20 protein-coding genes and 1 tRNA gene are annotated in these 20091 nt (G+C 45.7%); 10 read left to right on the forward strand and 11 right to left on the reverse strand.

Translation table 11 applies throughout. The features are described from left to right. Positions 1 to 6: 6 nt before the first annotated feature. The 10 genes from IPP66_17570 to IPP66_17615 form a co-directional block, all read right to left on the reverse strand. Entirely contained in the window at positions 7 to 1209 is a 1203-nt protein-coding gene (locus IPP66_17570; GenBank protein ID MBK9927082.1) for an HAD hydrolase-like protein, read from the reverse strand. A 54-nt stretch (positions 1210 to 1263) separates the two neighbouring features. After that, the gene (locus tag IPP66_17575) at positions 1264 to 1593 is read right to left on the reverse strand and encodes a hypothetical protein (GenBank protein ID MBK9927083.1); all 330 of its coding nucleotides are present in this window, start codon (positions 1591 to 1593) and stop codon (positions 1264 to 1266) included. Positions 1594 to 1700: 107 nt separating this feature from the next. Then, a complete protein-coding gene (efp, locus tag IPP66_17580; protein MBK9927084.1) occupies positions 1701 to 2258 on the reverse strand; it encodes an elongation factor P in 558 nt (185 codons plus the stop codon). 147 nt (positions 2259 to 2405) lie between these two features. Continuing rightward, the gene (locus IPP66_17585) at positions 2406 to 2894 is read right to left on the reverse strand and encodes a MogA/MoaB family molybdenum cofactor biosynthesis protein (GenBank protein ID MBK9927085.1); all 489 of its coding nucleotides are present in this window, start codon (positions 2892 to 2894) and stop codon (positions 2406 to 2408) included. Between the two features lie 7 nt (positions 2895 to 2901). Further along, on the reverse strand, positions 2902 to 3246 hold the full coding sequence (locus IPP66_17590) for a response regulator (protein MBK9927086.1): 345 nt from the start codon (positions 3244 to 3246) through the stop codon (positions 2902 to 2904). Continuing rightward, entirely contained in the window at positions 3218 to 5746 is a 2529-nt protein-coding gene (gene lon, locus IPP66_17595) for an endopeptidase La (protein MBK9927087.1), read from the reverse strand. The genes IPP66_17590 and lon overlap by 29 nt, the downstream gene beginning before the upstream one ends. A 96-nt stretch (positions 5747 to 5842) precedes the next feature. Continuing rightward, a complete protein-coding gene (locus IPP66_17600) occupies positions 5843 to 6229 on the reverse strand; it encodes an Hsp20/alpha crystallin family protein (GenBank protein MBK9927088.1) in 387 nt (128 codons plus the stop codon). A gap of 45 nt (positions 6230 to 6274) precedes the next feature. Next, a tRNA-Arg gene (locus IPP66_17605) sits at positions 6275 to 6347 on the reverse strand. Positions 6348 to 6408: 61 nt separating this feature from the next. After that, positions 6409 to 6843, reverse strand: a complete 435-nt coding sequence (locus IPP66_17610) for a hypothetical protein (protein ID MBK9927089.1) — start codon at positions 6841 to 6843, stop codon at positions 6409 to 6411. A gap of 13 nt (positions 6844 to 6856) precedes the next feature. Next, positions 6857 to 8416, reverse strand: a complete 1560-nt coding sequence (locus IPP66_17615; protein MBK9927090.1) for a hypothetical protein — start codon at positions 8414 to 8416, stop codon at positions 6857 to 6859. Positions 8417 to 8595: 179 nt separating this feature from the next. Between IPP66_17615 and yqeC the strand changes: the two genes are divergently transcribed. Genes yqeC through IPP66_17630 form a run of 3 tightly spaced genes read left to right on the forward strand, consistent with a single transcriptional unit; the run spans position 8596 to position 11296 of the window. Further along, positions 8596 to 9984, forward strand: coding sequence for a putative selenium-dependent hydroxylase accessory protein YqeC (yqeC, locus tag IPP66_17620; GenBank protein MBK9927091.1), 1389 nt, complete (start codon positions 8596 to 8598; stop codon positions 9982 to 9984). Continuing rightward, the gene (locus IPP66_17625) at positions 9981 to 10583 is read left to right on the forward strand and encodes a nucleotidyltransferase family protein (protein ID MBK9927092.1); all 603 of its coding nucleotides are present in this window, start codon (positions 9981 to 9983) and stop codon (positions 10581 to 10583) included. Before yqeC ends, IPP66_17625 begins: the two co-directional genes overlap by 4 nt. 44 nt (positions 10584 to 10627) lie before the next feature. After that, a complete protein-coding gene (locus IPP66_17630) occupies positions 10628 to 11296 on the forward strand; it encodes a 1-acyl-sn-glycerol-3-phosphate acyltransferase (protein MBK9927093.1) in 669 nt (222 codons plus the stop codon). Between the two features lie 38 nt (positions 11297 to 11334). Here IPP66_17630 and IPP66_17635 read toward each other — a convergent pair whose 3' ends face one another. Next, on the reverse strand, positions 11335 to 12309 hold the full coding sequence (locus IPP66_17635) for an integron integrase (GenBank protein ID MBK9927094.1): 975 nt from the start codon (positions 12307 to 12309) through the stop codon (positions 11335 to 11337). A 178-nt stretch (positions 12310 to 12487) separates the two neighbouring features. Between IPP66_17635 and IPP66_17640 the strand changes: the two genes are divergently transcribed. The 7 genes from IPP66_17640 (at position 12488) to IPP66_17670 (ending at position 19867) form a co-directional block, all read left to right on the forward strand. Continuing rightward, positions 12488 to 12757, forward strand: coding sequence for a hypothetical protein (locus tag IPP66_17640; GenBank protein ID MBK9927095.1), 270 nt, complete (start codon positions 12488 to 12490; stop codon positions 12755 to 12757). Then, the gene (locus tag IPP66_17645; GenBank protein ID MBK9927096.1) at positions 12703 to 13263 is read left to right on the forward strand and encodes a GNAT family N-acetyltransferase; all 561 of its coding nucleotides are present in this window, start codon (positions 12703 to 12705) and stop codon (positions 13261 to 13263) included. Before IPP66_17640 ends, IPP66_17645 begins: the two co-directional genes overlap by 55 nt. Before the next feature lie 185 nt (positions 13264 to 13448). Beyond that, positions 13449 to 13817 carry a hypothetical protein gene (locus IPP66_17650; GenBank protein ID MBK9927097.1) on the forward strand — a complete coding sequence of 123 codons (369 nt, stop codon included), beginning with the start codon at positions 13449 to 13451 and terminating at the stop codon, positions 13815 to 13817. Between the two features lie 350 nt (positions 13818 to 14167). Then, complete coding sequence (locus tag IPP66_17655; protein ID MBK9927098.1) at positions 14168 to 14821, forward strand: hypothetical protein; 654 nt, start codon at positions 14168 to 14170, stop codon at positions 14819 to 14821. A gap of 197 nt (positions 14822 to 15018) precedes the next feature. Next, positions 15019 to 15372, forward strand: coding sequence for a hypothetical protein (locus tag IPP66_17660; protein ID MBK9927099.1), 354 nt, complete (start codon positions 15019 to 15021; stop codon positions 15370 to 15372). 347 nt (positions 15373 to 15719) lie between these two features. Then, positions 15720 to 16394: a hypothetical protein gene (locus IPP66_17665; protein ID MBK9927100.1), complete on the forward strand. Its 675-nt coding sequence runs from the start codon at positions 15720 to 15722 to the stop codon at positions 16392 to 16394. A gap of 830 nt (positions 16395 to 17224) precedes the next feature. Continuing rightward, a complete protein-coding gene (locus tag IPP66_17670) occupies positions 17225 to 19867 on the forward strand; it encodes an N-6 DNA methylase (GenBank protein MBK9927101.1) in 2643 nt (880 codons plus the stop codon). The last annotated feature ends 224 nt before the right edge of the window (positions 19868 to 20091 follow it).

Genomic DNA, 20091 nt, shown 5'->3' on the forward strand with positions numbered 1-20091 from the left:
CGCTAATTAGACACGCCCATTCCGAAGGCTCTGCAAGGTCTTCCAAATCTGTTGTACATGCATACGATCATGATCTGCCATAAAACCCGCCACTTCAAGGAAGTCTGTAGGGCCAAAAATCGCATGACGAGCCTTACGTGACCACATGTCACCATCCATCTTTGAAAGCAGATCAACATTCGCCAAACGAGCATGTGTAAACTCATCAAGGGCGGTTTTGCCATCTTCGTGCAAATAATCCCTTTCACTTGCCCACACACCTGTATCTGGGCGTGGTATGAAAGCGCCATCACGCTCAAGCATCAACTTGAGTTGCATGTGGTGAATCTCTCGTTCTGTGTCACGCAAATGACAAATGATCTCATTCATTGCCCAATCTTCACGCGCAGGTTCTGTTTGCCATTCGTCTTTTGTCAGTAACGACAGGAGACTATTGATCGCGGCTGGTGTAGAGTGCATGATCGCAAGAATTGCATCAGGGGATTTAAACGAAGGCTCCAGCGTAGATAGGTCTGTGGATTCCAGCCACGGGCGTAGATCAGCTAATTTGCCGCACCCCGCTTCAAATCCTGGACTTGAGGCGGGATCTCCGTCGATAAAATATGTTTTCAGCCCAAGCCGATTCGCGGGAATTAAGTCCCGTTGTGCATCATTCCCAACCATCAACACGGGGCCATCGGGCCAACCGAGTTGCCCTAATACCTCTGCATAATATTCAGGAAATGCTTTCGTAAAATGAAAATCTTCGAATGTAGAAACAATTTCAAACTGTGACGGATCCAATCCCGCCCAACGCAAACGATGGAGAGTTGCCTTGCGCGGAAAAAGCGGATCGGTGGCGACAGCCAGTCGGTACCCTTTGGACAAAGCCCATTCGATCAATGGAGCCGCATCTGGTCGCCGCTTAGTTTTTACTTCAATACCAGGAAACACATTGTCGTAATAATAGTCAATGGCTTCAGTTAACTTTTGTTTGGAGACCCCAAGCTTTTCGTAAAAATCTGCTTCAAACACACATTGCAAAGTACGCGATGGGTCGTCGCTACTCATCATTAATTTAGTAGCGGAGCTTAATGCAGGAAGCATAACATTTGGAGACACGTAAGAGGCCACGTGTTCAGAAAGGGATTGAAAATAGGCAGGGATAAATGCCTCGATATTCGTATCCAACAGAGTATCATCGAGGTCGAATAAAAGGGTTAATGACATTACGTTTGAACGATTCCTTTGTTTAAATAAAACCCCACGAGCCAAGAGGGCATTTCAGGATTTGACCTCAAATTTAAACGGCAGAGCATGACATTCCCCACAACCAACATGTGGCTCCTTGACGTTCTTTTGAGATTTCTCGCAAAATGCCTGCACCTGTACACGTCGCATGAAGGCGGCGGAAAGTGGACGCCCAACCTTCGGGCGCAACTTCATGAATTCGCATGCATTTGCCATGCTGATCTCAGGGACCGGGCAAGAAGCGCAAAGATCGCGCGACCATTCCTGGCCTGTAGCTTTGAGAAGGCGGCATTCCTCCAGGTTACGTCCACGGAAGTAGTCGCCATAAAAGTGAGGGCAGTCTTTGCCAGATGGGGTTCTCATATATGTTTAAACGATGAGCGAGCATGCCATTTAATTACGCAGGCCGCTCGCTCAATTATGATCATCTTATAAAGTAATGGCCGGGGCGGCACACCGAATAAATCTTCTTAGACGCGTGTAACGTAGTCGCCCGTTTCAGTGTTGACGCGGATCACATCGCCAACCTTTACGAATTGAGGGCAGTTCACTTCGAGGCCAGTTTCGGTCTTGACCTTCTTGGTCACGCCGGTGGCAGTATCGCCGCGAATGGCAGTTTCAGCTTCGATAACCTTCAGATCCACCGAGCTGGGCATTTCGATATCCAGTGGAGCGTCTTTATAGAAGGTTAACTTGACTTCCATGCCTTCTTTGAGGTACAGGGCACTTTCGCCAAGAGTCTCTGCTTTGATGGCAGGCTGTTCAAAGGTTTCGTTATCCATGAAATGGTAAAACTCGCCATCTGTGTATAGATAGGAGACATTATGGAAATCAAGTCGCACATCCTGCACGGATAAACCTGAGTTAAAGGTACGCTCGATGTTAGCGCCGGTCAGCAAATTGCGGGCTTTGATGCGAATATTGGCATTGCCACGCCCAGTTTTGTTGTGGCTGTAGTCCACCACTTTGTAGAGGCCGCCATCCAACTCGAAGGTGACACCTTTGCGAAGTTCGTTTACATCTATCATGCTTGCACTTTCCTTGTTTGGTAATTTTTATCGCTTGCTTTATAAACCACTCAATTTTTCATAAAATTATGAATGAAGGTTTGCTTTGGATAAAGCAGTTTATGCGATACTCCGTAGAGCGGCGGGATTATACTATGAGACCATTAATTAGTGAGAAGATTCTGATCGGGGGTCTTCTTGTAAGAGCTGAACTGCATGAAGCAATACGGGGATAACCACTTGCAAGTTTTCCACCGCCCCTTTGGGGCTTCCTGGCAAATTAATGATGAGGGTTTGTTTCCGAATCCCTGTAACGATTCTCGACAACATGGCGTGTGGCGTGATCTTTAGACTAGCCGCACGCATAGCTTCTGCGAGTCCGGGCGCTTCGCGGTCAATGACGGCACGCGTGGCTTCGGGTGTCACATCACGAGGGGAGAAACCGGTTCCCCCGGTAGTGAGAATCACGTCCAAATCACGGCTATCAGACCACTCACTTAGAATCTGGCGGATGGCAGATTCGTCGTCGGGGAGGAGAGACTGCTTGGTAATGGACCAGCCTTCGGCTTCGATAAGACGCGCAAGGGCTGGGCCGGAGGAGTCTGCACGCTCGCCACGTGAAGATCGGTCAGAGAGGGTCAGAATCCCAAATCGAATCGTCATCCTATTTTTTTAAAAGTTTAATCAGATCATCGGGCATGAATGGCTTGAGTATAAAATGATTGGCGCCACGACTCAGGCAGTCGTCTTTTACATTCAAGCCAGATGCCATCACAATGTTGAGGTTTTTGTTTGCAGAGTTTGAGCGGATGGCTTCCACCACTTCGATGCCGTTCTGGCGACCAAGGTGATAATCGATCAAAAGATTATCAGGGCGGTGTTGCAAAACGGCACCGGGAACATCAGATACGGAGGCTAATGCAATCACCTCAAACCCCTCCATTCTAAGGAGGGTTGTAAGTAAAGTGACCATGGTTTGATCATCTTCGGCGAGCAGTACTTTTGACATTCTGTTTTTTCTCCCTCGAGGATGTTTTCTTTTTCGGTTTTGCTTTAGATATCTTCTTTGTTTCCTTGATACCTTTAACAGGCTCCAAGGATGCTGCAATCACTTCGTCAACGGTGTCCACGAGAACAAATGTCATAAATTGCTTGATCTCATCAGGCACATCATCGAGGTCTTGTTCGTTACGTCGTGGCAGAACAATCGTACGTAAACCGGCACGATGACCAGCAAGCACTTTTTCTTTGAGGCCGCCAATGCGAAGCACCTGACCACGCAACGTAATCTCACCGGTCATACCGAGGTTTGCCTTGATCTTGCGGCCCGAAGCCAACGATACAAGCGCCGTAGCCATGGTCACACCTGCAGAGGGGCCATCTTTGGGTTGGGCGCCCGAGGGGATATGAAGATGAATGTCGGATTTATTGAAAAATTCATCGTCAAGGCCAAGAGCTTTGGTGCGAGACCGCACGAACGATAACGCGGCGCGTGCCGATTCATTCATCACGTTTCCAATCGAGCCGGTAATCTGGAAGCCTTTGCCGCCGGGCATACTGGTGGCTTCAACAAAAAGAACGTCGCCACCATAAGGCGTCCATGCCAAACCGGGCACAACGCCGGGGATCGAGACGCGCTGGTTGAGCTCTTCGCTCGGCAAGAAGATGGGGTTATCAAGATACTCTTCAATCTTGTCGGGATTGATCGTAGTCTTCTTTAATTTCTTTTCGGCAATACGTGTACCAACCTTACGGCACACAGCACCAATCTTTCGTTCCAAATTTCTGACGCCCGCTTCACGCGTGTATTCGCGAATGATCCTGCGAAGAGAATCATCTTTGAATGTGATCTCTTTTTCTCGCAAACTATTCTCACGAATCTGACGCGGAACGAGGTAGCCCTTGGCAATCGCGATCTTTTCATTCTCGGTATAACCGGAAAGATAAATGATCTCCATACGGTCGCGCAATGGGCCGGGGATCGTCTCCAGCGTATTTGCGGTTGTGATAAAGAAGACCTGCGAAAGGTCGTAAGCAACTTCGAGATAATTATCACGGAACTCGCGATTCTGTTCGGGGTCCAACACCTCAAGCAGAGCCGAGGCTGGGTCACCGTGAAAATCGAAAGTCAGTTTGTCAATTTCATCGAGCATGAAAACGGGATTCTTTGTCTCAATGCGACGAAGCGACTGGAGAATACGCCCGGGCATTGACCCGATATACGTGCGGCGATGCCCACGAATTTCTGCTTCATCCCGGACCCCGCCGAGGGATACGCGCACGAATTTTCTTTCCATCGCTCGGGCAATGGACTGACCGAGCGATGTCTTACCAACACCTGGAGGACCAACAAAACAAAGGATTACACCTTCGCGCTCCTGACGGATGTGATCTTCGCTGGGTGCCTTGTTATCATCTTTTCGTTCAAGGCGAAGTTTGCGGATGGCAAGAAATTCAAGGATACGTTCCTTGACATCTTCAAGTCCGTAATGATCCTGATCGAGGATCTCTCGTGCATGTTTAATATCGAGGTTATCCGGCGTAGACGCCGACCAAGGGATAGAGACCAACCAATCGAGGTAGGTGCGAATAACACCATATTCAGCCGCAGCAGTCGGCAAGCGTGAAAGACGGTCCAATTCGCGCCTGGCAAGTTTCTCGGCCTCTTCAGGCATTTTCGCATCTTCGATCTTCTTGCGGAATTCTTCCACTTCTGCGGCTTGTTCATCCTTCTCACCAAGTTCTTTCTGGATGGCTTTCATCTGTTCACGCAGGAAATAGTCACGCTGGACTTTTTCGATCTCACCACGCGCTTCATTCTGGATCTTTTGCCCCAACTGCAAAACTTCCGCTTCGCGCACGAGCAGGCCGACCAACTTTTTCAACTTATCAGAGACCGAGTCGATCTCAAGAATCTCTTGCGCGTCCTTAATGTCCATGCGCTGGAAGTTCGCAATGGTATAAGCAGTTTGCAACGGGTCTTCCACCGAAGTGATGGACATTTCCAACTCTTCCGGGAAGGATGGGATCATTTGTGTGATCTGATGGAATTGATCGCGTGCATTACGTGCCAGTGCATCAATTTCCAATCCTTGCTCGACAATTTCTGGGGCAAGCTCAATGCGTGCTTTCAGGTAGGGTTCTTCTTCAATGAATTCACCCAGCCGGAAACGAGCCATACCCTGCACAAGCAAACGGACGGTGCCATCAGGGGCGCGCAAAAGTCGATGGACAGTAGCAATCGTCCCTACGCGATAAAGATCCGCTGGCCCTGGCATCTCAAGTTCCGGATTGATGGATGTCACCAATCCAACTAACTTGTCCCCGCCCACAACATCATCCACTAATTTGATCGAGCGCGGCTGACCAACCGTCAACGGGACAGCAGTCTGCGGATATACCACCACCCCACGCAACGGCAGGATGGGAAGGACGTCTGGGAATTTTGTCATATCCAAAGCGTCTGACGATTCATCAGATGATTTATTTTTCTGGACGCGTGAAAACATGGAAGGAGCCATTGCCGACAGCCATTCTTCGTCGGCTTCCTCCATCCATCTAAAAAGATCATTGAAACTGGTTTGCCATCGGGAAGCAGGCATCTGTTAATTATCCATTTTTTCTTTGGGGAGTAGGATGGTTAGGAAACCATCCTTGTATTCTGCGGTTGCATTTTCAGCATTGACCTGCACGGGCAATTCGATCCCTACAGAGAATTTTCCGAACTGTATTTCCATTTGATGATAGGACTTCCGTTCACTCGAATCAGAACGTGTTCCATTGATAAGCAAAAGTCCGCTTTGTATCACCACTTCAATATCTTCCTCTTTTACCCCGGCGATCTCCATCTTTACCATGAAGTTCTCGTCCGTTTCATACACATCGGTGGGAGGCCGCCATGTATTCGGGCGCACGAACCAGCTCATTGCGGTATATGTTTCTCGACGGGCTTCCACTAAAACAGAGGATGATTTTCTGATGATCGTTGGCATAGCTTACTTACCTTTATTTTCAACAAGAAACCGGTTGGAGGCGAGCGCCCCCGGCGGGATTCGAACCCACAACCTGCAGCTTAGAAGGCTGTTGCTCTATCCATTGAGCTACGGGGGCATCTTATATAATTGTATTACGGCCTTGCTAAGGAAGCAAACCCATCCCCCTTAACAAAATTCTATCCGCTAACAGGCCGAATGCCCTTGTAGACGCGGATACCGCCAAGTGTCCGCAGGATCGTTATAGCGGGACGGTTCAAGCGCTTCCCCAATTCATCGGAAGACATGGGGATATTTCCATTCGTGAGGAACAATCGAAATACGGCATCCACGAGCGCCGTTTGCTCGGTTAGAAAATCGGGTTGTTTAGCACAGTGAGACATCAACGTATTCTGCACGCCGTCCACTGATTTGACTTCAGCGGTGACCGGGTCAACCCAATCCAACATCTGTCCTTCTTCAATAGTTGCGAACGCTTCCTGATGTTCAGCGCACAAAAAGGAGCGCAAATAAACGTGCCAGTCACGCTCGTTCTTTTGCCACCAATCAAAGTCAATGTGAAACGGGGTGGCAGTTGTAGGTTTAATAAGGGTGGAGCGTTTGCCCTCAGACATAACTCATTCTCTCCTAGTCATTGATTCTAAAATGCATATCGCCGACGTGTGAAATATCCGATTTGGACATCAGCAAAGCAAACAACGGAGCCGGGGTACGTCGGACAATATTGATCGCAGAATACAGTTCCTGCGCATGGACGTGGCCCTGCGGCGTCAACTTGGACATCTCACGGATCATGTTCACGACCAACTGGTCAAATGGGCGTCTCGCTTCCTGCTCCCAAACCCGATCCACAGATTGAAAGGAAGGAATGGCAAAGGCCATACGGTCATTGAATTCAGCAGAGACCGATTGCTTCAACATGGCGAACACCACACCACCGTCTGCGCCAACGATCACGGTTCGCAACCAGTCTTTGGTTGAACGATGTGTTTTCGCTTCGATAATCACTTCACCGGGCTGTTCCCCTTTGCGAATACTGATCAAGCTTCCCGGCATCAATTCGTTCGATTTATACCAATCGTGTAAACCATACACGTACTTATGTTCACGCACCACCCAACCCGGCATTTTTTGCTTTGTCTTTCCATCCACCAAAGTAAAGCGGACACGCTCCGACTCGTACGCAGTCGGGAATAGCGGCTGAATACGGCTGGAAAGCGGCAAAGTGCCAGCTCGCAAATGCGGGAAAATCAAAGAAAGCGTAACTGCCTTATGCTCGTTATCGCTCGACAGGTCTGTATCACTTAATTCATCATCCAGTTCCCGCTCCAAAGCGACCATCTGTTCATTGAGGAGCGAGCGGTCATACTCCATGGGCGGGCAGTTCAAATGCATGGGCACTTCACGCACACCTTCTGGCTCAAGCCTGTGCAAACACCACAAAACATTCCCCGCCGGACCAACTTCATCGAAACGGCCATCTTCTTGCAAAGCCAGGTTTAAGGAGAACTCTGCCAACTTGAGATTGACACCCTCTGGGAGGGCCACATCCTTCAACAAAGCGGATGTGGAAAGCGGTTCGCCTCCAGACATGTCCAAGACTGCTTCAGCTAAATTGAGATGTCCTACATTGACGTCTATCAGCAGGGCGCGTGGGAACCAACGACCCGCAATGCGCACAATGTTCTCGTCAGTTTGCAGGGCAGATTCAAGTTTCTTATCGAGCGCATGGCCATTGACTCGCAAAATAGCATCAAGGTCAAAATCATCTTCCTGAGGAGTAACAGGTTCATCGTTCAGGGCATGAGCCGCAAGACGAGAAGCAAAAAGGCGTTCCGTGTTGTCGTCTAATGCAACGGTTATAACGTCAAACTCACCCAACACAGGATTTGTCCCCGGACGCACATCAGAAACTTTCCCATGCTTCCAACCCAATGCAGGGAAAACAACTGCATCGCCAGCTTGATATGATTCTTTTGGGAAAAACACCTTGCCGCCCGCCTGACGGCGCTGTTGTACAGCAAGTCTTTCCGCCCGGTTGCGCTCTTGTAACAACACAGTCACCAGTTCGCGTGTTGTTAGTGGGGTCTCGGTCTCGAAAAGATGGTTATGCAAAAACTCGACGTCTTGTCGGGTAATTTGAAGATTTTTCCAGTACTCGGTTGAAATGATGGGTTCGCCTGCCATTACACTGCCTTGATGTTGATTTTTATCGGGCTTCAGTTAATGAAGCGAAACTATTATACCTTACTTGTACACGAAGGTGAATCAGACAGTGCAATAGGGAATATTGACTGTCATCTAACTAACCGCATCACTATGTACTATATCGCTTCGGCGGATGGTTGCTGTGTATAATCCAGACGATGAACATATCGCTTTCACAGGCATTGCGGATGCAGTCACATTCTTGCGTGGCGTTTGTTGGCGCCGGGGGAAAGTCAACCGCCATGTTCAAGCTGGCACAGGAATTATCATCGCCGGTGATCGTCACCGCAACAACCCACTTGGGGGCGTGGCAAACGAAACACGCTGGGAAACACATTTCCTCAGGCTCTGCATCGCTAAGCGATGCAGAGTTGAATTTTCAGGGCATTTTATTGATCACCGGCACAACAGAAGGCGAAAGAACTAAGCCAATCAGCGAATCTTTGCTGACAAGAATCCATCAATATTGCAAAAGTCACTCCATCCCTTTATTGATCGAGGCAGATGGTTCGCGAGAAAAGCCGCTCAAAGCGTGGGCGGACCATGAACCACCTATCCCAAATTTTGTTGATCTGATCGTTCAAGTTGCTGGGCTATCGGGCTTGGGCAAAGCTTTGACAGAAGAGTACATTCATCGCGCGGAAATATTTTCTAGGCTTAGCGGTTTGGAAATCGGAGAAACGGTCACGATAAATGCTTTAGCACAAGTATTGTCTCATCCGAATGGCGGGTTGAAAAATATCCCAAAAAACGCAAGGCGTGTTGTATTACTCAATCAAGCCGATACCGCTGAGACACAATCCATGGCGCGGGCGATGACTGCTCCCCTATTACCAAACTATCAATCGGTTCTAATCGCCAGCTTAGCCAATGACCAGATCCATGCGGTGCATGAACCCATCGCAGGGATCATCCTTGCCGCGGGCGAAGCGACACGCTTTGGAGAGCCAAAGCAATTACTCGATTGGAAAGGTCAACCGTTCGTCAGGGTTGTTGCTAAAACTGCATTGGAGGCTGGCTTGTCACCCGTAGTTGTGGTGACGGGAGCCAATGCAGAGAAGGTTGAAGCAATCATCAAAGATTTGGATGTAGTCATTGTAAGAAATGAAGAATGGCAAAGTGGACAGGGAAGTTCGATAAAAGCGGGGGTGTTTTCCCTTCTACCCCCTCCCGTCCTCCCCCAAATCCGAATTGAGCAAAATGCTGTTGAACATCAAGATTTACGTTTCGGATTTGGGGGAGGTGCCGTCTTTCTTCTTGCGGACCAACCACAGGTGGGCACATCCATCATTCATGCATTAAAAGAAAAACATGCCAGTGGACTCTATCCCATCGTTGCACCAATGGTCATGGATCGTAGAGCGAATCCTGTTTTGTTTGATCGAGTCACATTCGCGGACTTGATGAACATCGAAGGCGATACGGGCGGCAGGGCAATCTTCCACAAACACAAAGTGGAGTATCTTCCGTGGCACGACGAGAGTCTATTATTGGATGTAGATACGCCCGAACAATATCAACGTTTGATCTCGAACGAGGATCTATGATCACAGCGGTCATTCTAGCGGCAGGCGAATCGAAACGGATGGGACAACCCAAAATGCTTTTGCCTTGGGGAAGTGAAAGCGTGTTGACACATGTGATCTCTGTTTTTCAAAATGCAGGAGTTAGCGATATTGTCATCGTTACGGGTGGAGCAAGAGCGCAAGTGGAAAGTCTCGTTTCGGGGCTTCACGTGAGGACTGTGCACAACAAGGAGTATTCCAACGGGGAGATGTTATCTTCGCTTCAATGCGGGGTCAAAGCCCTCACCCCCCCGCCCCTCTCCCGCGCGGAGAGGGGGGCCGCAATGCTGATCGGATTGGGCGACCAGCCTCAAGTCCAGGAAAGAAGCGTGCGGATGGTTTGCGAGGCGTTTCGAGAGTCGAGGTCCAATCTTGTGATCCCGAGTTATCAAATGAGACGCGGTCATCCATGGTTGGTGGCGCGCCCGTTGTGGGATGCGTTGTTGCAGATGAAGTCGCCGCTATCGCCGCGCGATTTTATCAATGCGCATCAGGCCGAGGTGGAGTATGTCACAACGGATGACTCGAACATTCTGGCCGACCTGGATACACCCGAAGAGTATCAAAAATGGCGTCCGTGATTCATGATACACTTGCGCGCTGAAATCATTTTTTGAGAGACTTTATGCTATATAAATTCACAAGTATTCTTGTAAAGTTTGGGACTGAAATTCTCTGCCGCATTGACAAAGGCAACATCGATGATGTACCTGCCAAGGGACCATTGATCGTGATCGCGAATCATACGGGACAATTGGAGGTTGCCGTTTTCTTCGGACAACTGGTGCCCCGCCCCATCACTGGTTGGGCAAAGATGGAAGCATGGGACAACGCCTTCTTGAATTGGTTGTTCACGTTGTGGGGGTTGATCCCTGTGCGGCGCGGAGAAGGTGACATCGCGGCTCTGAAGAAAGCACTCAAAGCGTTGGACGACGGTTTCATTTTCGGCATCGCCCCCGAAGGGACACGCAACAAGACCGGGCGTCTCAAACAGGCACAACCCGGCGCCGTGATGCTGGCGGTGCAAGCAGGTGCGCCGATCTTGCCGATAGCACATTGGGGCGGTGAGGATTTTCTCAAGAATCTTCCGCGCTTCAAGCGCACAAACTTTCACATCCGCGTGGGGAAACAGTTCAAGTTAAAGTTGGATGGCGTGAAGATGTCGCGCGAGGTGCGCAAACAGATCGTGGACGAGATGATGGCCCGCCTTGCGGAGTTGATGCCACAGGAATATCGCGGCGAATACGAAAGTGCCGCGTTCGGGGAAAAGGTTTATACGGAGACGATTGAATGAAGAATGTAGAGTTGAAAGTTTCAGTTTCAGATTGAAGATCAAGTATCGAGCGGGGATTTGACAGCGAGACCGCCTCGTTGTAAGACATGGGTGTAGATCATGGTGGTTTTGACATCCTTGTGGCCAAGAAGTTCCTGCACAGTGCGGATGTCGTAGCCACTTTGCAAAAGATGTGTGGCAAAACTATGGCGGAAGGTGTGTGGTGTAACACGTTTGTTTATTTTGGCAAGTTTTGCAGCATCTCGAATGGCACGTTGCAGAGCAGTTTCGTGGATATGATGGCGGCGGGGAATTCTTGTTTCGGGGTCGGTAAAGAGGTTGGATGCGGGGAATACATATTGCCAAATCCATTGTTTGTGGGCGTTAGGGTATTTTTTCTCCAATCCAAAGGGCATGTGAACGGAACCATAGCCTGCGGCAAGGTCTTTTTGATGAAGGGCATTCACTCGCGCAAGGTGTTCCCGCATGGGGACAAGAATACTGTCGGGGAGCATCGTGACGCGATCATCGCCCCCTTTCCCATCATAGACAACAATTCGGTGGTTTTCAAAATCTATGTCTTTAACGCGCAGGCGCAAACATTCCATGAGGCGAAGTCCACTACCGTACATAATTTGAGTCATAAGCTTATACACACCGGTCATATTTGCGATGACGGCTTTGGCTTCCCTGACAGAAAGAACATTAGGAACTCGCTTGCCTCTTTTGGGCCTGACAAAGTTGAGGGATGATTGATCTAACTTGATGTTGAGAGTGTTAGAGTAAAGGAAGAGGATAGCGCTAATTGCTTGGTTTTGGGTGGACGCAGATGCATTTCGCTCGACTACAAGGTGCGTGATGAATTGGTTGATTTCAGGAACTCCCATTTCACGCGGGTGGCGTTTATTGTGAAAAAGGATGTATTCCCGTACCCAGTGGATGTATGTTTTTTCAGTGCGGGGAGAGTATTGTTTTAGGCGGATATTGTCGCTGTATTGGTCGAGCAGTTTTTTTGCTTTTGGGGTTTGTTGCATTCTTGCCCCTTTCTGGTGGTACTTGTATAATGCTGTTATGGAATATATAAGGGATTATACAGCAAAATTGCTGTATAACACCCCAAATCGGGTGTTTATACAGCGCGCTGTATAAACACTAGTTGGGCGCTTGGTCATAAAATAATCTTGTAAATATTCAACAGAATGAGTGGTTCTTATGCTATCAATCACACAACAAGAAGTAACTCCAGAAATCTTGAATCTGTTTGATTTGAATAATCCAACTATGCCTCGCGCTTTCAATGTTCTTGAAGGCATCATCACAGGACAGATTTTAGTTGACAACCTTACTCAACCAAGTTGGGCAGTGGTACGTGAAGGCATTTATGGAACACTTTATTTTGGCGGTCAAATAACTTCTTCGGTTATCCCATCTATATTCGGGCACTTTTTCAATTTGGCGGTATCGGTGTTGGGTGTTGGTTAGACAATCCGCTAAATAAAATACTCCCCGACAGCCCAGATTATGATGGATTTACTTTATATTTCACTGAGCGCTCATCTGCAGAAACGAACTTAGAAACACTTGTTTCGCAACTTCCGTCAAATTATGCTTTGGTATCCCGTGATGAGCACTTGTTTAAAAAATCTTTTGACTATGATTCAACTCTTGCATCTTTTGATTCAATAGAAAATGTCATGCAATACACGCTTGGGGTATCATTAGTTCAAGATGATTATTTGGTCTGTGAAGCGGCGACGGGCGCACCCACGCATGGGTTAATGGAAGTCGGAGTAACCACCCATGAAAATTATCGTCAAAAAGGTCTTGCCACAATAGCGTGTGCAAAACTTATTGAAACATGCGAAATGCAAGGGTATTCAACATGGTGGGATTGCGCAAAACAAAATACACCGTCTGTGCGTCTTGCAAAAAAACTTGGTTATCAAAACGAGAAAGAATATAGATATGCGTGGTGGGAGAAAAGATGAACGCGTCTTCCACCCAACAGCGCCCAACAAAGCGTGCACCTGACGCTGGGGATTCTGCGCAAATCTCAAGCAGTTTTCCACGCCTTATCATTTTTCCAATCGGACGGCTTCGCCGTCCCCGCCCCAGCGCAGGTAACGCAAACCGTTGGGCGTTTTCTTGCGAATAATTCAAAGCCGTTGAAACCATGAAATCACATCACGCAAAAAATAAAAGCAATCAAAAGTTACACGAGATATGCAGAATTGTTTTCAAAGTGGCAATAATCAATTTTGTGGTTTTTGTCGTTGTTGCTTTAATGCTTGGTGGAGATGCTATTAACGGCGACGCTATAAACGGCAGTGGAATAGCAGGACATTATTTCGTTGCAATGAACGGAAGGTCAACCGAAGTAAGTTATCCAGTTTATATTTACAGCAAAACACACGTCATCAGCATGTTTATCACTCATCCACTCGCTATGATTGCAGGAATTGTGTATTCTGTTACTGGCGGAAAGAAGGAAGATTTTTGGAAGCCGAAATCAACAAAGAAAATAAGGAAGCAGGTTTTGTAGGTTAGTTCTGAAAAAAGTGCAATGAAATAGTTGCGAAGGTCTATTTGGTAATGATTTTGTTCGGAATAAGCGAGTTGATTTAGTAGTTGCCAAAAAGTTTGTAACGTGTAAAATTTAGTCAAGTTAGTAGCGGCGTCTTTTTTCGGGCAACGAGTCTTGCGCAAATCAAAAACGCCCAACAAAGCGTGCACCCGACGCTGGGGAGTCTGGCGCGATTCCAAGCCTTTTTCTACGCCTTATCATTTTCCCAGTCGGACGGCATTCCGCCGCCCGCCCCAGCGCGGGTAACGCAAACCGTTGGGCGGCTGTCCGTAAGCAAGCTATGTGATTTGATATAGTGGAGATAAACAATGTCCCTTTCACGCTTTGTTGAAACCCTGTTAATTCGCGATGTTCTTTCTTATTTCATTCCAGGAACATTAATTACTCTTATTGTGACGGGCTTCAATCTTGATTTTGGTGTATCGCAATTTTTTATAACTGCAATTAGGACAACAGTTGGAGACGTAGGAGTGATATTCGGTTGTACTGGCATCGTATATGTCATAGGCTATATGGCTTCCACACTTATTTTTTATCTTGAAAATATTCTCCCTCTTAAGAGGCAATTTCATGTTCCTGAACCAAAACCCGAAATATTAGCAATTTTGGAACAATCCTTTGGTAATTGGGTCAAAAAAGCAGATTATCATTATTTGGCTATCATTTGCCAAAATTATATAGAACTAAAGGAACCTGATTATTATTTCCGAAAAATTGACCGATTGATATTGATGAGAAACTTTGAAATGGGCATAGCAAGTGTATTTCTCACTCTTTCAATAGTCTTATTTATTTCGTTTGCTGGGGTATTAAAACTTTATGGATTTTTACCCCTTTTTATAACGATTTTGTTGGTTTACAGCAGTAACGTCATAAAATTTAGTATGCTTGGGCAAACATTTACTTCGTTTTATGTGTCCTTTCAAGGAAAACCTTTGCAGAAAGAGTCTAAAGTAAAATAACGCCGCCCAACAAAGCGTGCACCCGACGCTGGGGATTCTGGCGCAACTCCAAGCATTTTTCTACGCCTCAGCATTTTTCCAGTCGGACAGCGTTCCGCTGCCCGCCCCAGCGCGGGTAACGCAAACCGTTGGGCAACCTCATATTGGGTTTACTTTGCTGCCAAATACTATAAGAATGATGAAGATCGAGGGCGATTATGTCAAAAGATAGAATTCCATATCTCAAGACGGGAGCACTACTCCTCTTGATTGGTTTTGTCAGCACTTATCTCTCATGTTATCGTCCAATCAGAATGGCTGAGAATGGTTCGGCTTCGATCACGACATCTCGCGCGATTATCGTTTTATCACCTTTGTTTTTTCTGTATGGTCTGGCATATATCATTTCTCCCAAATTCGTGGAACAGCATTTAGGTGGTATTCCAAAGGAAAAGCCTTCTAGCCCAAGTAGTATTATTGGCTGGTTGTTCTCAATCATTGCAATAGCAATTGGCATTGGTTTGATGGTCTGGGTACAAGCGCTATTGAATCAGCTAGGTTACAAGTTCTGAAACAAGCAGGTTCTGTCACTTGTCTTCACGATTTTCAATAGTCTTCAGACATAGAAACAACAGTTCTTTACAAAACAGATTTTTTGGTAGTTGCCAAAGTTTAGGTGGTGTGCAATAATTTTGTCAGTTTATCGGTGGTTCCGTGTTTCAGGCAACGAGTCTTGGGTTCATAAAGGTTGCCCAACACAGCGTGCACCCGACGGGTGGGAGTCTGCGCGTTTTTGGGCAGGTTGTGTGGCTTGAAGCTGGTTCCGGCAAAGTAGCGTTGCCTCGTCCCGCCCACCCGCGGGTAACGCACACCGTTGGCACGCCCCTTGCATAATGAGCAAAACAAAAGGTCGGTAATTATGAACAAGATAACAGAATTGTTTCGGGGACGCTCAAAAACTTATATAATCATCTTGGTGGTCTTAGCAATAGTTGTAATAGTCACCATGTACTGGTTGATAAAAAATCCAAGTTTCGAGCCTTTTCTTTCCTTGTTGGTTATTGGGGCAATTTTTGCCGTGTTGGGGTCTCTAAAAGATGTTTCAGATATTTTTACTGTGTCGAAAAAAGATATTGAAGTTGCACGTGTGCGTGTTGAGCAAAATCCAGATAAAGCAAAGCCCGCTTGGGATTTAGCAACGGCAAAGTTAGAAGCATACTTATCAGCAAATCTAAAACAAATAAATTGGATTTTCGGTTTAAGTGTCATCGTAATGATTATTGGGTTTGTGTTTTTAGCAACCGCCGTTTTTCTAACATTACAAAATCCAGAATTTATAACCCCTGTAATTGTTGCAGGCGTTGGCGGTGCGCTTACTGAGTTTATCGGGGCAACATTTCTTGTTTTATATCGTTCAGCAGTTGAACATTCCACTAATTTCATTAAGTCCTTAGATAAGACAAGTTCAGTCGGGGTTGCCATGCAAATATTGGATAACATATCTACTGATAAAGATGAAACGGTTCGAGAGAAAATTATTGACGCCAAAATTGAAGTAGCAAAACTGCTACTTTCTAATCTTTCAGAAAAATAATGTTTTCTTTTACAGGCTTCGAGTCTTATAATCAAAAGCGTGCCAACAAAGCGTGCACCCGACGCTGGGGATTCTGGCGCGATTCCAAGCCTTTTTCCACGCCTTAGCATTTTCCCAGTCGGACGGCGTTCCGCCGCCCCAGCGCGGGTAACGCAAACCGTTAGGCAACCTGTTGGAAAACTCAAAAGACTTTTTGAATCGCCGTCTCGATTTTGCAATTTAGCAAAAAGACAATTCTATTTTTTTGAGCAGATCATTTTTTTGTGGTGGCTTTGGCATCTGCAAGTTTTGTTTCCTGCCCTTGGTCATGGGTTTGGTTGATTGTGGCCCGCGAATATTGAGTTTGTCTTTTGGGTCAGGTCACTCAGACAAAGTTGGGTTTCTTCGGCAATGTCCTTCTTTTGTCATCATCAGCTTTTCAAAAGTAGCACGTTTTTTTTATCAACGTTTTGACAGGTTCAGTTCAGGTTGGCTTACATAAATCCATTTTATCGGTGGAGTCCATTTTTCAATTTGTCATCTCGCTTGCTTGGCAAAGCTTCTGGCAAGTCGTAATTTTTTTTGTCCGTTGCCAGCGTGAGAGTTCGTCGTAAAATTTAGCTACCTCGGCGGTACTCTCTTTTTATCGCAATCGAGTCGGGCGTTCAAGGTCGGTTGCCTAACACAGCGTGCAGCGGACGGCGGGGAGTCTGCGCGATTTACAGGCATTTTCCTGGCTTCAGGCTTTTCTGCTCTCAGACTTTTCTCTACGCCCGCCCCTTGTCCGCCGCTAACGCAAGCCGTTGGCTTGCCCCTTGCACAATTATCACATCTTTAAAAAGGTAATTTAGATGAGCGAAGAAATCATCCAGAAAAATTACGAGAAACATGGAGAGCCTTTTGGCTCTTTTGAGTTTTATAACATTGGCAAGAGCAGTATTGAAAATCTGAAAAAATATAAAATCGTTCCAAATAAAGATTATGGGGTTTACGGAAACAAATCTCCAGACGCTTTAATTTGCGACAGGAAAAAACTTTCTTCAGTTTCGGTAATTTGCGTTATTGAACATAAACAACCTTCCAGTTTTGACACGGCTGAAAAACGGCAAAAAGCATTTGAGCAATGCAATGATTATTGTCAAACTTTGGAAGCGAAAATCGGAATTATCACAGATGGAATTTCTGCATTTTGGATAAACCCAACTATTGCACTTGACCAAGCAGAGCATGTTTACAAGGACGGAAGCGCAAAAATTCAACGTGGCTTTTCGTTTATCAAGAATGACAATGGAACTTTTTTCAATCCTCATTTTGACCATTCCAGTTCAGAAACCATTGACACTATTAACTTGCTTCTAAGGGCAATTGATAAGACAAATAGTGTTATTCGCCCTAAAAACACCGTTTCCCCGTCCACACTGGCTAAACAAGTTTGGCAATCTGTATGGTTAGCAACTGGTGACGACCCAAAAAAATGTTTGATGACATTCACAGAACTTTTTATTTTCAAGTTTCTTAGCGACTTGGAAGTTTTGAAAATTGACGACAATGGAAACAATGTTGATTTTGACAGCGTTCTCCAAAAAGGCAAAACTCATTGCCTGAAATATTATCTCAGCAATGTCAGACCATATATCAAGAAAATTTTTCCTTCACATGACGATGGCACGACCATTATCAACGGTTTGAGTTTGAAAAATGACCAAAATCAAGACGGGTTATTTTTCGATATTTTGACAGCATTTAACACCTTTGGGAAACTCGAAAACATTGACCCCGATTTCAAAAGTCGCTTGTTTGAAGATTTTCTAAAAGGAACGACAGGCAAAAAGCAACTGGCGCAGTTTTTCACACCAAGAAACGTCATTAAGGCAATGACAGAGATTGCAAACGTAAAAAATCTTCCCGACAATAGCAAGATGGGCGACCCTGCTTGCGGCGTTGGTGGTTTTGTCATAGAAACAATTTTGAACAGACGAACCAACAACAAGCAAGATTTTCACGTTGATAAAAAATCTATCAAGTCGAGCATTTCTTATAGTGGCTATGATTACGACGACTTAACAATAATTCTGGCTAAAGCCAACTTGTTGATTACGCTTACAGAATTACTTGCAGAAAACCCGAAGATGACTCATGAGTTTTCTGAGTTATTGAGCAACATTTTTGTGTTGGAAGATAAAAGCATTATCGGCTCTTTGGAAATTCAAGAACCTCAAAAATACAATTTGATAATGTCGAATCCCCCATACGTTTTACGGGGAACAAGCGTTTACCGTGATTACATTCGCCAACATGGGGAATTATCAAAATACTATCCTACAACATCCGTAGGAAAAGAAGGTCTATTCGTACAGAAAATTTTACAGGAACTTGCCAGAAGCGGAGAAGCGTTTGTAATTTTGCCCGATGGATTCTTTTACAGAGCCACCGACAATGAGTTAAAGAAGAAAATTCTTGAATTGTGTTTCGTCAAATGTATTATTTCTCTCCCAGAAAAAACCTTTTATGCTACAAGAAAGAAAACCTATATCTTAGGGCTTCAAAGAAAAGACTCTGACAAATCTTTGCAAGATTTCCCCGTTTTTTCTGCTATTGCGAGAACCATCGGAGAAACACTGGACGCAGACAGAATTCGACAATCGGACAATGATTTAATTCCTATCACCCGTGAATATAAGTATTTCCACGCAGACAGAGCAGGTTATCAAAACAGGTTAGCAAATATCAAAGCCATTCCGATTGAAAGTTTCACAAATAATCTTAATTGGCTAATCGAAAACTACTGGACAATTGACGAGAAAATTGAACTCGGAATTTTAGAAGATGATTCTGGCGTCAGCGACAATGATTTATTTGAAAACATTGACTTCTTCCAAGAAAAACTTGACGAAATAAAAAAGACTCTTGAAAAAGAATTGAATGTAGATATTGGAATCAAAAGCAGTCATTTGCCCATTCAGTTAACGGACAAAAAATATTTCAAGCATTATTCCGCTTATTCCGCTACAAATCTTGACTTGACCAAAATAAAGTATTCAGAGATAGACACAAAGAATCCAAATGATATTCCCCTTTATTCTGCGGCTAGAAAACCAGTTGCCTACATAAAGAGACAAGCAAAAGAACCGTTGAAGGCTACCAAAGAACATCCTCACATATCATTTGCAACAGATGGTGAAAGTAGCGCAGGCACACACATATTCTTCCACGAAAGCGAATATTATGTAAATGCGTCCAGAGCATCTTTTGAAGTAATTGATGATAAGATTTTGCCAGAATACGTTTTGTGCTACATTCAAGATATAAAGAAGAAGTACGGTTATGACTTCAAGCACAAAGCAACTTGGAACAATATTTCAGAAATAGAAATTTTGATACCAACCACTGAAAGCGGAGAATTTGACCTCGACGCTCAAAAGAAATTTGCCGAACATTATGTCAGAGTGCATGAATTAAAGCACAAAATATTCAATGCCTTTTTGAAAAGGTAAGAGATTTTGAAGGAGAAGTGAGTACTCAGTTAGATTCGAAAATAAAAGAATACTTTTCAATCAATGAGTAGTCTCTAAAGTCAAAAGCAGGCTAACAAAGCGTGCACCCGACAAGTGGGATTCTGCGCGTTTTTCAAGCATTTTTCTGGCTTCGAGTTTTTCCTGCTCCCAAGCATTATCCACGCCCGCCCACTTGCGGGTAACGCAAACCGTTGGGCTGCGAA

This window comes from Candidatus Defluviilinea proxima, assembly GCA_016721115.1.
Taxonomy (GTDB): Bacteria; Chloroflexota; Anaerolineae; order Anaerolineales; family Villigracilaceae; genus Defluviilinea; species Defluviilinea proxima.